Here is a 12,737-nt window from a genome sequence, read left to right as displayed (position 1 = left end):
TGATAGCACACACAGACAGTCTGTGTTTGTCCAGACAGGAGATCATCTTGATAGCGCCCTTTGCACATGCTGTGAAAGGGCGAGGAGGCCAAGACATTGCTGCATCCCGACAGACTTTTTCCCATTGATGAAACCTCCCGCAGCATTGCTCGTTCCTTGTATCAGCAGGTCAAGTCCCTGCCTATCGTCAGCCCGCATGGTCATACCGACCCGCGCTGGTTTGCCGAAAACAATGCCTTTCCCGATCCGGCCCAGCTTTTTGTGGTGCCTGATCATTACGTGTTTCGCATGCTGTACTCCCAGGGCATTGACCTGACACAGCTTGGCGTGCCGCGCATGGATGGCGGCCCCACAGAAACCGATGGCCGCAAGATCTGGAAGCTGTTTGCCTCCAATTTTCACCTGCTGCGGGCAACCCCCAGCCGCATGTGGCTGGAACACGCCTTCCATGATGTATTTGGCATCACCAAGCGCCTCTCGGCTGCCACCGCCGATGAGACCTATGACCACATTGCCGAATGCCTGCAAAAGCCGGAGTTTCGCCCGCGCAGCCTGTTTGAGCGCTTCAATATTGAGGTGATCGCCACCACCGAAAGCCCGCTGGATGAGCTGAAATGGCATGAGATGATCCGCGCCTCCGGCTGGAATGGCCGAGTGGTCACCGCCTATCGGCCTGATCCGGTGGTAGACCCGGAATTTGAAGGCTTTGCTGAGAATATTGAAAAGTTTGGCGCTCTGGCGGGCGTTGATGCCACCACATGGGAGGGCTATCTTGAGGCCCACCGCAATCGTCGCGCTTTTTTCAAATCCTATGGTGCCACCAGCTCCGACCACGGCCACCCAACGGCCCGCACAGAAGATCTGCCGCAGGATCAAGCCAAGGCGCTGTTTGAAAAAGCCCTGAGCGGCAAGATCACCCCGGACGAAGCCGATGCCTTTCGCGGCCATATGCTGACCGAAATGGCCCGCATGAGCCTGGATGATGGCTTGGTGCTGCAAATTCATCCTGGCTCCTACCGCAACCATTCTGCCGGCATCATGGCTAAACACGGACGCGACAAGGGCTTTGATATTCCCACCCGCACCGACTATGTGCGCGCGCTGAAACCGCTTCTCGATGCCGTGGGCATGAACCCGGACCTCACCATCATTCTGTTTACACTGGATGAAACCAGCTATTCGCGTGAGCTGGCTCCGCTGGCCGGTGCCTATCCGGCGCTGAAGCTTGGTCCGGCCTGGTGGTTCTTTGATAGTCCTGAGGGCATGCGCCGGTTCCGCGAAAGCACAACAGAGACCGCAGGCTTTTATAACACCGTTGGCTTCAACGATGACACACGCGCTTTTTGCTCGATCCCGGCCCGCCATGATGTGGCCCGGCGGGTGGATTGCGCCTATCTCGCCAACCTCGTGGTGACGGGCCGTCTGGATGAGGACGAAGCACCAGAGGTGGCACATGATCTGGCCTACGGGCTGGCAAAGAAGGCCTACAGGCTCTGATAGAGCCTTGATTTCCAAACGGGAGGATATGGAAATGAGCATTCTGAACAACTGGGGACGAGCAATGATGACCACCGTGGCGCTTGTCGCTTCGGTGGCGTTTGCAAGCGCTGCTGACATCAAGCTGCGCTCGGCTGACAGCCACCCCGATGGCTATCCGACTGTGGAGGCAGTCAAGGCCATGGGCAAGATCCTGTCGGACAAGACCAAGGGTCGCATCAGCATTGAAGTGTTTTCGTCATCGCAGCTTGGTGAGGAAAAAGACACGATCGAGCAAACCCAATACGGCGTGATTGACCTTGATCGCGTTTCACTTGGACCGTTCAACAATATTGTGCCTGAAACGCAAGTGCCGTCGCTGCCCTATATTTTCCGCTCGGTCGATCACATGCACAAGGTCATGGATGGTCCGATCGGTCAGGAAATTCTCGACGCCTTCAAAGCGCATGATCTGATTGGCCTTGCCTTTTACGACAGCGGCTCGCGCAGCTTTTACAACACCAAAAAGCCCATCAAATCCCTCGAGGATATGAAGGGTATGAAGTTCCGCGTCATCCAGTCCGACATGTTTGTCGATATGGTTTCGGCGCTGGGTGCCAATGCAACCCCCATGGCTTATGGCGAAGTGTACTCCGCCTTGCAAACCGGGGTTATTGATGGTGCCGAAAACAACTGGCCATCCTATGACAGCTCCGGCCATTATGAAGTGGCCAAATATTACACCCTCGACCAGCATTTGATTGTGCCGGAAGTTCTGGTGATGTCGAGGAAATCCTGGGACAAGCTGACACCGGAAGATCAGGCTGCGGTCAAGGAAGCTGCCAAGGCCTCTGTTCCGATCATGCGCGACCTTTGGGTGAAGCAGGAAAAAGTCTCGGAAGCAAAAGTCCGTGCGGCTGGTGTGCAAGTGGTTGACGAGATCGACAAGGCCCCCTTCATCAAGGCCATGGAGCCGATCTACGCCAAATATATCAAGTCCGACAAGTTGAAGGACATGGTCGCCCGCATTCAGGCGACCAAGTAATGCAATGCTCCGGCCTGCGGATTGTCTCCGCAGGCCATTTTCAATGGTGTCGGAGTATCGGCCTTGCAAATTCTCATGAAATCTCTTGAACCCGTAACCGGTGCCTTGGCGCGGGCAGCGCTCTGGGTGGCCGGTCTTGGCCTTGTGCTGATGACAACCATCATCGCCGCCCAGGTGTTCTGGCGCTATGTGCTGGGCAGTAGTATTATCTGGAGTGAGCCTTCTGCCGTGATGATCATGGGCTGGTTCATTTTCCTTGGTGCGGCCGTTGGCATCAAGGAAGGCTATCACCTGTCGTTTGACGTCTTGCTCTATGTTGTTCCCGAGCGCGGCAAGCAGATATTTTATTGCCTTTCCGATCTGGCAGTCGCCAGTTTTGGCGGCGGTATGGTCTGGTATGGCTGGTCGCTGGCTGCCAATGTTGCAGGCAATATCATTCCAAGCCTCGGCATTTCCGGGCTTTTTGATTTCGTGCCCGTGATTTTGGGTGGCATTCTGGTCGTTTTGTTTTCTCTTGAGCGTATAGCACGCCGCTTGGCAGGGCTGCCGACTGCCCGCTTCGGTGAAGCGGTGGAGGAATAATCATGGAACTTTGGGTTCTGTTTGGAAGCTTTGTCTTCCTGTTGCTGATCGGCACACCCGTTGCCTTTTGTCTTGGCATTTCCAGCTTTGCCACCGTGCTCTATCTCGGCCTGCCGCCCGTTGTGGTGTTTCAGCGGCTGAATTCCGGCGTGTCGGTGTTTGCGCTGATGGCCATTCCGTTTTTCATCTACGCTGGCGATCTGATGGTGCGCGGCGATATTGCCCGCAGGCTTGTGGCGCTGGCCGGTGCTCTGGTTGGGCATTTGCGCGGTGGTCTGGGCCAGGTCAATGTGCTGGCCTCGGTGATGTTTGGTGGCGTATCCGGCTCGGCTGCCGCCGATGCCTCTGCCGTTGGTGGCCTGATGGTGCCGCAAATGAAAGCGCGCGGCTATGATGTGGACTATGCCGTCAACATCACCGTCGTTGGCTCCATCATTGCGCTGATGATCCCGCCATCACATAACATGATCATCTATTCGATCTCGGCGGGCGGGCGCATTTCCATTGCCGATCTATTCACCGCAGGCATTATTCCGGGTCTTTTGCTGGCATTGTCCTTGATGGTTGCCGCCTGGTTTGTGGCCAAGCGCCGTGGCTATCCCACCGAGCCGTTTCCCGGCCTGAAAGCCCTTGGCAATCTGTTTGTCTCAGCCGTGCCGGGTCTTATTCTGGTGGCGATCATTTTCGGCGGCGTTCGCTCCGGCATTTTCACGGCCTCTGAATCCTCCAACATCGCCGTGGTCTATGCGCTGGCCATCACCTTTTTTGTCTATCGCACCTTGAGCTGGCATGATTTTTTGGAAGCCACCAAGGGTGCCGTGCGCACCACCGCCATGGTGCTGATGGTGATTGGCTGCGCCTCTTCCTTCGGCTGGCTCTTGGCCTATACCCGCGTGCCAGCCTCGATGGTGGCCCTGCTGAAAGGCGTCTCCGACAATCCGATCATCATCCTGCTGCTTTTGAATGTCGTGTTGCTGATCCTTGGCACCTTCATGGATATGTCGCCGCTGATCGTGATCACCACACCCATCTTCCTGCCGGTGGCCACGGCATTCGGGGTTGATCCGGTGCATTTTGGCGTCATCCTCATTCTCAACCTCGGTATCGGGCTTTGCACACCGCCGGTGGGGGCCGTGCTGTTTGTTGGCTGCGCTGTTGGTAAGATACCGATTACCCAGGCCATGCGCACCATCTGGCCGTTTTATGGTGCCGCTTTCGCAACCTTGATGCTGGTCACCTATATTCCGGCATTGTCGCTGTGGCTGCCAAAGCTGTTTCATTAGGATTGAAGATGACAGAGCCTTACGTGAAAACCTTTCCAGCCGTGGACACTGGCAACAATGTCATTCGGCAGGTGTTGTCCGATAGCCCGGAATTGATGGTGGTCAGCTTTACCTTTGCTGAAGGAGCCGAGGGTGCCCGCCATAATCATCCCCACATTCAGTCTACCTATGTGCAATCGGGACGGTTTGAATTTTTCATTGGTGACGACAGATTTGAAGTCGGCCCCGGTGACAGTTTTGTCATTCCCTCTCTTGCCTTCCATGGCTGTCGGGCACTTCAGCCCGGTGTGCTGATTGATACCTTCACGCCCCGTCGTGATGATTTTCTCTAATTTTTAAGGAGTGCCCCAATGCTCAGCGTTGAAACCCGCCACGCCATTCACCCGGAAACGGCCAAGACATTTGACACCACCAATTTGCGCAAGCACTTTCATGTGGGCGATATTTTCAAAGATGGCGAAATCAAGCTGATCTACACCCATTATGACCGCATGATTGTGGGTGGCGCTGTGCCCGCGGGCGGCACGCTGACACTGGACCATGTCAAGGAATGCGGCACCGCCTCCATTCTTGATCGGCGCGAGCTGGTCGTCGTCAACATTGGTGGCGACGGCACCGTGGAAGCAGACGCGACCTACACCATGGGCAAGGGCGATATGCTCTATCTCGGCATGGGTGCAGGCAAAATCACCTTCTCAGGCGCTGGCCGTTTTTACATTCTCTCGGCCCCGGCTCACCACACCTACCCGTCGCGCCTGATCAAGATTGAAGAGGCCGCCAACGTGAAGCTCGGCTCGCAGGAAACCTCGAACGAGCGCACTATTTATCAGTTTGTCCACCCCGACGTGATGAAATCCTGCCAGCTTGTGGTGGGCATGACCAAGCTTGCCACTGGCTCGATCTGGAACACCATGCCCGCCCATGTGCATGACCGGCGCATGGAAGCCTATCTCTACTTCGATCTGCCAGAAGGCCAGCGCGCTTTCCACATGATGGGTGAGCCGGACGAGACCCGCCATCTGGTGCTGAAAAACGAAGAAGGGGCGATCTCGCCGCCATGGTCGATCCATTCGGGCGCAGGCACGGCCAATTACACCTTCATCTGGGCGATGGCTGGCGACAATGTTGATTACAAGGATGTGGAAATGGTATCGATGGAGACATTGCGGTGAGCGATCTGTTTTCTCTCAAAGATAAAACGGCGCTTGTCACCGGCTCCAACACCGGCATTGGTCAGGCCATTGCCGTGTCACTTGCCAAGGCCGGCGCCAGTGTGATTTGCGCTGGCCGGTCGTCAGTCGATGAGACCATTGGTCTGATCACCAAGGCTGGCGGCAAAGCGTCCAGTCTCAAACTTGATCTGTCCGACCCCATGGCCGGAAAGGATATTTTCGATCATCTCGGCCCGGTTGATATTCTGGTCAACAATGCAGGCATTATCCGCCGTAACGATGCGGTGGATTTTACCGAGGAAGACTGGGATGCGGTGATGGATGTGAACCTGAAAGCGGTTTTCTTCCTCACTCAGGCTTTTGCCAGAGCGGTGTTTGCCCGCAATGGCACCGGCAAAGTGGTCAACATCGCCTCCATGCTGTCGTTTCAGGGCGGCATTCGCGTGCCGTCTTACACCGCATCCAAAAGCGGGGTTGCGGGCCTGACCAAGCTGTTGGCCAATGAATGGGCGGCAAAAGGCATCAATGTCAATGCCATTGCGCCGGGCTATATCGAAACCAACAACACCGAGGCTTTGCGCAATGATGCCGCCCGCAACAAGGCCATTCTGGAGCGCATTCCCGCAGGCCGCTGGGGTGATGCCGAAGACATTGGCGGGGCTGCGGTGTTTCTGGCATCCCCTGCCGCCAAATATATCCATGGTGCGATTTTGAATGTTGATGGAGGCTGGCTTGCCCGCTAATTCCCCCCGCCTCACCCGCCCGGCTGGCAAAAGACCCGAAACTGGAATTATCCACCTGGGTCTGGGCGCGTTCTACCGCGCCCACGGGGCTGTTTATATTGAAGAAGCCATGCAAAAATCCGGCGGTGACTGGGGCATTGTTGGCGTCAGCCTGATGCGGCCCGATCAGCGTGATGCGCTGGCTCCGCAGGATTTTGCCTATACCGCCGTTGAACTTGGTCCAGAGGGCGAGACCGCCCGTGTGGTCACCGTTTTGAACGGTGTGCTGGTGGCCCGCGAAAACCCGGCGGCTGTGCTGGAGGCCATGACTGCGCCTTCGGTTAAAATCGTCAGCCTGACGGTGACGGAAAAGGGCTATTGCCACGAACCATCCAGCGGCAAGCTGAACCAGAACCATCCGGATATTATCCACGATCTGGCGAATGCGGAAAAGCCGACCTCGGCCATTGGTTTTCTGGTGCGCGCACTTGAAAAGCGCAAAGCCGCAGGGCTCCGCCCCTTCACGGTGTTGTGCTGCGATAACCTGCCGGAAAACGGCAAGGTGGTGCGTGGCGTGGTGCTGGAGTTTGCCGGGCTGGTTTCCGCTGAATTGAAAGACTGGATTGCAGCTGAGGGTGCCTTCCCCTCCACCATGGTGGATCGCATTGTGCCCGCCACCAAGCCGGAAGACATTGCAGCCCTCACCGCAAAAACAGGCACCTATGACGCCTCGCCGGTGATGCACGAGCCTTTCCGCCAATGGGTGGTGGAAGATGTGTTTGTCGATGGCGCGCGGCCTGATCTGGGTGCGGTTGGCGTGCAACTGGTCGATAACGTGACGCCGTTTGAGCATATGAAGCTGCGTTGCCTGAACGGCACCCATTCATCACTGGCTTACCTTGGTTATCTGGCAGGCCATGAAACCATTGCCGAGACGGTGGCTGATCCGGTGTTTGCGACGTTCTGCAAAAACCTCTGGAACAATGAAATCACCCCCGGCCTGCACGCACCGAAAGGTGTGAGCCTTGCCGATTATACCGCAGCGCTGTTTTCGCGCTATTCCAACCCGGCCATTCGCCATCGCACCTGGCAGATTGCCATGGATGGATCACAAAAGCTGCCGCAGCGGATTTTGGGCACCATTACTGAAAATCTGGCGTCAAACCGCTCTATCAAGGGCCTTGCTTTGGCCGTTGCGGCATGGATGCGCTACGTTGGCGGCGTGGACGAAAAGGGCGAAGCCATTGATGTGCGCGATCCGCTGGCTGCCAAACTGAAAAGCTTGAGTGATGGGGCAACCGACGCAAAACAGAAGGTCGCAGCGCTGCTCTCAGTGCGTGAGGTTTTCCCGGCAACATTAGCAGACAACCCAACATTCACATCGAGCTTGATGGAACATTATGAAAGCCTTGCCACCAAGGGTGCGCGAGATACAATAAAGGAATTGCAGGCATGAAAGAGAGCTGGCGCTGGTATGGCCCGTTCGACAAGATCGCGCTGAGTGAAATTGCCCAGACAGGGGCCAATGGCATTGTCAACGCGCTGCATGAAATACCCTATGGCGAAGTCTGGTCGTCGGAGGCAATTGCCGCCCGGCGTGATGAGATAGCCAGCAATGACCTTGATCTGACATGGAATGTGGTGGAAAGCCTGCCGATCCATGAAAACATCAAGCGCGGCGAAGGCAATCTGGATCAGCTGTTTGCCAATTATCGGCAATCGATGAAAAATCTGGCAGACAATGGCATTCACACCATCTGCTACAATTTCATGCCGCTGCTGGATTGGACCCGCACCCATCTTTATGCCCCCGTCCATCGCGGCGGCACGGCCTTGCGCTTCTCATCTCCGCATATGGCCGCCTTCGAAATCCACATGCTGGAGCGTGAGGGTGCAGAGGCCGATTACAGCGAAGAGGTCCGGGCTGAGGCCAAAGTCTGGTTTGATGCTTCATCTGAGGAAGACCGCCAAACGCTGCTCAACAGCATCATGTCCGGCCTGCCCGGTGCCTTCGATCGCTATGATATCAACGGCTTGCGCGAGGCGTTGAAGCGCTACAAAGGCATTGGCCGCGCGGAAATCCGTGCCAACTATGCGCGGTTTCTGGCCGAGATCATTCCAACGGCAGAAGACCTGGGCATGCGCTTTTGTGTGCACCCCGATGATCCGCCACGCGATATTCTGGGCCTGCCGCGCATTGTCTCAACCGAAGACGACATTGCCTGGATCATGGCGCAGCAAGACAGCCGCGCCAATGGGCTAACGCTTTGCTCAGGCTCTCTCGGGGCCAACCCAGCCAATGATGTGCCTGCGATTGCCAAGCGCTTTGCAGACCGCATCCACTTTGCCCACTTGCGCAATGTGGCCAAAGAGCCGGATGGCTCCTTCCAGGAAGCCGCCCATCTGGATGGTGACACCGATATGGTGGCGCTGATTGCAGCATTGGTGGCAGAAGAAGCCCGCCGCAAGGCAGAAGGCCGCACAGATTGGGAAATCCCCTTCCGGCCCGATCACGGCCATGAGCTGCTGTCTGACATCGGCAGCGGCACGGTTGTAGGTTATCCGCTGATTGGCCGTTTGCGCGGTCTTGCCGAATTGCGCGGTGTGATCCGCGCCCTTGAACATGGAAACGTAAGCTATGGCTGACATCACCAAAACCGTGCTGCTGCATCCTGACGATAATGTTGCGATTTTGACCAATCCGGCCAAAGCCGGGGAGCAGCCGCTCGGCTTTGGGAAGGCCCTTGATCATCCTGTGGCGCGTGGCCACAAGATTGCCAAAACCGATATTGCTGAAGGCGGCAATATCATCAAATTCGGTCAGGTGATTGGCTATGCCAGTCACCCGATCAAAGCGGGTGAGCATGTCCACACCGACAATTGCGCCTTTGGTGCCCATGATCAACATTATGAGGTCGGTGCGGATTATCAAAAGGCGCTGGCCGCTATTCCCGCCATTGAAACCCCAACATTCATGGGCTATCGCCGCGCCAATGGGCAGGCGGGAACGCGCAATTTCATTGCCATTTGCGCCACCGTCAACTGTTCCGCCACGGTGATCCGTCGCGCTGCCGACGAGATCAACCGTTCTGGGATTCTGGCCGATTACCCCAACATCGATGGCGTTGCCGCCTTTGCCCACGGCACGGGCTGCGGCATGGATTCCTCTGGTGAAGGGGCCGATCTTTTGCAGCGGGTGCTCTGGGGCTATGCCACCCATCCCAATGTCGGGGCTGCCGTGTTTGTCGGCCTAGGCTGCGAAGTGATGCAACTGGCGCGGATGAAAACCCTCTACGGCAATGCCGACGACAGCCGTTTCTTTGGCCTGACCATTCAAGACAGCGGCGGCACGGCTGCCACCATCCGCCAGCTTGTCGAGCATATCAAAAGCATTCTGCCCACCGTCAATGCCGTACAGCGCGAACCCATTCCAGCGTCAGAACTGAAACTGGCACTTCAATGCGGCGGCTCCGATGGTTTTTCCGGCATTACCGCCAATCCGGCGCTGGGCGTGGCCTCTGACCTGCTGGTCGGCATGGGCGGCACGGTAGTGCTCTCAGAGACGCCGGAAATCTATGGCGCAGAGCAATTGCTGCTGCGCCGTGCGGCCTCCGCTGAAATCGGCGAAAAACTGATTGAGCGCATCCGCTGGTGGGAAGACTACACAAAAATGAACCGTGGCTCGATGGACAACAACCCCAGCCCCGGCAACAAACTGGGCGGGCTGACCACCATTTTGGAAAAATCCCTCGGTGCATCGGCCAAGGCAGGTAGCACACCCCTCACCGGTGTGCTGAACTATGCCGAACGCATCGACATCCCCGGCTTTGTCTTCATGGACACTCCCGGCTATGATCCGGTATCAGCCACCGGCCAGATTGCCGGCGGCGCGCAAATGCTGGTGTTCACCACCGGGCGCGGCTCGGCCTTTGGCTCCAAGCCCACCCCCACCCTCAAGCTCGCCACCAACAGCAAATTGTTCGAAGACATGCCCGACGACATGGACCTCAATTGCGGCGACATCATCAGCGCTGGTGTGTCGATTGAGCAAAAGGGCCGCGAGATTCTCGACTTGGTACTGGCCTCAGCTTCGGGACAAAAGACCAAGTCGGAGATACTGGGCTTGGGCGATAATGAATTTGTGCCGTGGCAGGTCGGGGCGGTGATGTGAATTTTATCGGCTGATAAGTCGGGTGCAATCAGCCGAGCAAGCCCCTATGTGATGCCAAACCTCTGCATTTTTCAGTACCGCGTTGCGTTATCGACAACGCAACGAACGGGATCGCGGCGGAGGCTCTTCGCACCCACTCAATATGCTGCTGCATAATTCTTTAAATCAGAATCGATTTAAGGATTTATGCAGTAGCCAGTCAGATACCCCCAAACGTCTCCGCCTCTTGCATCATTTAAGTCTGCAAGCTTCGATTGAAAGTCGATCGCGCCAAGCTCGTGAAAAGGCCTGACGCCACCATTTGCAGGTCTCACTCGTGGATCGTATAGGAACCCAATTTGCAAAGATCCTGCGTATCCGTTGTTGTGTCGAGATCGGAATTTTCTTCAAACTCAAACTTCATGTCATATTTGCAGGTTCTGCGCCCATCGGCGATGGTGATTTCAATGCTCTCGCCAGGTTCGAGTACATCTTTACCGAAGACATCATCTTCCCAATCATTCACGCCAACGGGCGATGTATAGAAGTTTGTCAAAACCGAATGCGTGCCATTTTTAAGGGTAAAAACTAGGTCCTCAGCATGCGCAATTGTACCAGCCACAAAAAATGCAACGGAAGCGATGAGCATTACATTGAGCTTTTTCATAGATTCAATCCTACCTTTACTTTTGGTGAGAAATTTCTATGAGCAGCGATAGAAAAAGTCACGATATATCACAAATTCGAGATCACCATTCTTGGGAGCATCAGACGTGACTGCATTCAAAAGGGGCTTTTGCTGGCAAGCCCCACGTATTCATAAAAAAGCCGGGCGTCTCCACCCGGCTTTGCGTCTGTCAGACCCGACAAACCCTACTTGATCATAGGCAGCAAATCATTGATCGACTTCTTCGCATCCCCATAGAACATCCGCGTGTTTTCCTTATAAAACAGCGGGTTCTCGATGCCGGAATAGCCGGTGCCCTGGCCGCGCTTGGACACAAACACCTGCTTGGCCTTCCACACCTGCAACACAGGCATGCCAGCAATCGGGCTGTTTGGATCTTCTTCGGCAGCCGGGTTGACGATGTCGTTGGAGCCGATGACGATGACCACGTCGGTGTCGGGGAAATCGTCGTTGATTTCGTCCATTTCCATCACGATGTCGTAAGGAACCTTGGCTTCGGCCAGCAGCACGTTCATATGCCCCGGCAGGCGGCCAGCCACCGGATGGATAGCAAAACGCACGTTCTTGCCTGCATCGCGCAGCTTGCGAGTCAGTTCAGACACCGCGCCTTGCGCCTGCGCCACCGCCATGCCGTAACCGGGGACGATGATGACGCTATCGGCTTCGTTGAGTGCGGCGGCCACACCTTCAGCATCAATGGCCACCTGCTCGCCGGTGATTTCCATGGCCGGACCCGTGGTTGTGCCAAAACCGCCGAGGATAACCGAGATGAACGAACGGTTCATCGCCTTGCACATGATGTAGGACAGGATGGCACCGGAAGAGCCAACCAGCGCACCCGTGACGATCAGCAGATCATTGCCGAGTGTGAAGCCAATGGCCGCTGCCGCCCAGCCGGAATAGCTGTTGAGCATCGACACCACAACCGGCATATCGGCCCCGCCGATGCCCATGATCAGGTGATAGCCGATGAAGAAGGCCAAAAGCGTCATCAGGATCAATGTCCAGACGCCTGCACCATAGAAATAGGCGATCAACAGAATGAGCGACAAGGCCGCAGCACCGGCATTGAGCATATGGCCGCCGGGCAATTTCTTGGCCTTGCCATCGACCTTGCCAGCCAGCTTGCCGAAAGCAATGACGGAACCGGTGAAGGTCACGGCACCGATGAACACGCCGAGAAACACCTCGACCTTCATGATCGCCAGTTCGACAGGCAGTTTATGAGCCAGAATGGCGGCAAAGCCGGTGAGCGAGGCACGGGCCGTCTCATCCAAGCGCGCCACATGCGCTTCCTCGATATGGGCGTTATAGCCGATAAACACCGCGGCCAAGCCCACGAAACTATGCAGAGCGGCCACAAGCTGCGGCATTTCGGTCATCTGCACGCGCGAGGCCACGTAGTAGCCCAGCACCGAACCACCAGCGATCATCAACACAATGATAAACCAGTGACCAACATCCGGGCCAAACACGGTAGCAATCACCGCAAGCCCCATACCGACAATGCCGTACCACACGGCGCGCTTGGCGCTTTCCTGACCAGAAAGGCCACCCAGCGAGAGAATAAACAGCACAGCCGCCGCAATATAGGCCGCCGAAACAATACCAATTGCCAT

12 protein-coding genes are annotated in these 12,737 nt (G+C 56.3%); 10 read left to right on the top strand and 2 right to left on the bottom strand.

What is annotated here, in order from left to right:
- The first annotated feature begins 96 nt into the window (after window positions 1-96).
- The 10 genes from uxaC to E6C51_RS14605 all read left to right on the top strand — a co-directional run bounded on the left by uxaC (window position 97) and on the right by E6C51_RS14605 (window position 10,451).
- Window positions 97-1,497: a glucuronate isomerase gene (gene uxaC, locus E6C51_RS14650; RefSeq protein ID WP_190236502.1), complete on the top strand. Its 1,401-nt coding sequence runs from the start codon at window positions 97-99 to the stop codon at window positions 1,495-1,497.
- Between the two features lie 64 nt (window positions 1,498-1,561).
- Entirely contained in the window at window positions 1,562-2,521 is a 960-nt protein-coding gene (locus E6C51_RS14645; protein WP_210235009.1) for a TRAP transporter substrate-binding protein, read from the top strand.
- Window positions 2,522-2,596: 75 nt separating this feature from the next.
- Window positions 2,597-3,103 (top strand): TRAP transporter small permease, encoded by a 507-nt coding sequence (locus E6C51_RS14640; RefSeq protein ID WP_146937099.1) that lies wholly within the window; start codon window positions 2,597-2,599, stop codon window positions 3,101-3,103.
- A 2-nt stretch (window positions 3,104-3,105) separates the two neighbouring features.
- Entirely contained in the window at window positions 3,106-4,386 is a 1,281-nt protein-coding gene (locus E6C51_RS14635) for a TRAP transporter large permease (protein WP_146937101.1), read from the top strand.
- Window positions 4,387-4,394: 8 nt separating this feature from the next.
- Complete coding sequence (locus E6C51_RS14630; protein WP_190236501.1) at window positions 4,395-4,718, top strand: cupin domain-containing protein; 324 nt, start codon at window positions 4,395-4,397, stop codon at window positions 4,716-4,718.
- Window positions 4,719-4,736: 18 nt separating this feature from the next.
- Window positions 4,737-5,558, top strand: coding sequence for a 5-dehydro-4-deoxy-D-glucuronate isomerase (gene kduI / locus E6C51_RS14625; protein ID WP_190236500.1), 822 nt, complete (start codon window positions 4,737-4,739; stop codon window positions 5,556-5,558).
- Window positions 5,555-6,301 (top strand): 2-dehydro-3-deoxy-D-gluconate 5-dehydrogenase KduD, encoded by a 747-nt coding sequence (gene kduD, locus E6C51_RS14620; RefSeq protein WP_190236499.1) that lies wholly within the window; start codon window positions 5,555-5,557, stop codon window positions 6,299-6,301. The genes kduI and kduD overlap by 4 nt, the downstream gene beginning before the upstream one ends.
- Complete coding sequence (locus E6C51_RS14615; protein WP_190236582.1) at window positions 6,279-7,736, top strand: mannitol dehydrogenase family protein; 1,458 nt, start codon at window positions 6,279-6,281, stop codon at window positions 7,734-7,736. Before kduD ends, E6C51_RS14615 begins: the two co-directional genes overlap by 23 nt.
- Complete coding sequence (gene uxuA, locus E6C51_RS14610; protein WP_190236498.1) at window positions 7,733-8,926, top strand: mannonate dehydratase; 1,194 nt, start codon at window positions 7,733-7,735, stop codon at window positions 8,924-8,926. The genes E6C51_RS14615 and uxuA overlap by 4 nt, the downstream gene beginning before the upstream one ends.
- Window positions 8,919-10,451: a UxaA family hydrolase gene (locus E6C51_RS14605; protein ID WP_190236497.1), complete on the top strand. Its 1,533-nt coding sequence runs from the start codon at window positions 8,919-8,921 to the stop codon at window positions 10,449-10,451. Before uxuA ends, E6C51_RS14605 begins: the two co-directional genes overlap by 8 nt.
- 310 nt (window positions 10,452-10,761) lie before the next feature.
- On the opposite strand, the gene E6C51_RS14600 is transcribed toward E6C51_RS14605, so the two are convergent.
- Window positions 10,762-11,097, bottom strand: a complete 336-nt coding sequence (locus E6C51_RS14600; protein ID WP_186827829.1) for a hypothetical protein — start codon at window positions 11,095-11,097, stop codon at window positions 10,762-10,764.
- A 206-nt stretch (window positions 11,098-11,303) separates the two neighbouring features.
- On the bottom strand, window positions 11,304-12,737 hold the full coding sequence (locus E6C51_RS14595) for an NAD(P)(+) transhydrogenase (Re/Si-specific) subunit beta (protein ID WP_190236496.1): 1,434 nt from the start codon (window positions 12,735-12,737) through the stop codon (window positions 11,304-11,306).

The organism is Gillisella terrae (assembly GCF_004801395.1).
In the GTDB taxonomy this organism is placed as follows: domain Bacteria; phylum Pseudomonadota; class Alphaproteobacteria; order Rhizobiales; family Rhizobiaceae; genus Allorhizobium; species Allorhizobium terrae.
The sequence above is the reverse complement of the archived record's forward strand: the minus strand, read 5'-3'. Positions and strand labels throughout refer to the sequence as shown.

Coding starts and splice junctions, on each gene's coding strand:
- E6C51_RS14630 (WP_190236501.1), top strand. CDS start 4,395: ATGACAGAGCCTTACGTGAAAACCTTTCCAGCCGTGGACACTGGCAAC.
- E6C51_RS14645 (WP_210235009.1), top strand. CDS start 1,562: ATGATGACCACCGTGGCGCTTGTCGCTTCGGTGGCGTTTGCAAGCGCT.
- E6C51_RS14605 (WP_190236497.1), top strand. CDS start 8,919: ATGGCTGACATCACCAAAACCGTGCTGCTGCATCCTGACGATAATGTT.
- uxuA (WP_190236498.1), top strand. CDS start 7,733: ATGAAAGAGAGCTGGCGCTGGTATGGCCCGTTCGACAAGATCGCGCTG.
- E6C51_RS14600 (WP_186827829.1), bottom strand. CDS start 11,097: ATGAAAAAGCTCAATGTAATGCTCATCGCTTCCGTTGCATTTTTTGTG.
- E6C51_RS14595 (WP_190236496.1), bottom strand. CDS start 12,737: ATGGCAATTGGTATTGTTTCGGCGGCCTATATTGCGGCGGCTGTGCTG.
- E6C51_RS14615 (WP_190236582.1), top strand. CDS start 6,279: ATGGAGGCTGGCTTGCCCGCTAATTCCCCCCGCCTCACCCGCCCGGCT.
- E6C51_RS14635 (WP_146937101.1), top strand. CDS start 3,106: ATGGAACTTTGGGTTCTGTTTGGAAGCTTTGTCTTCCTGTTGCTGATC.
- E6C51_RS14640 (WP_146937099.1), top strand. CDS start 2,597: ATGAAATCTCTTGAACCCGTAACCGGTGCCTTGGCGCGGGCAGCGCTC.
- kduI (WP_190236500.1), top strand. CDS start 4,737: ATGCTCAGCGTTGAAACCCGCCACGCCATTCACCCGGAAACGGCCAAG.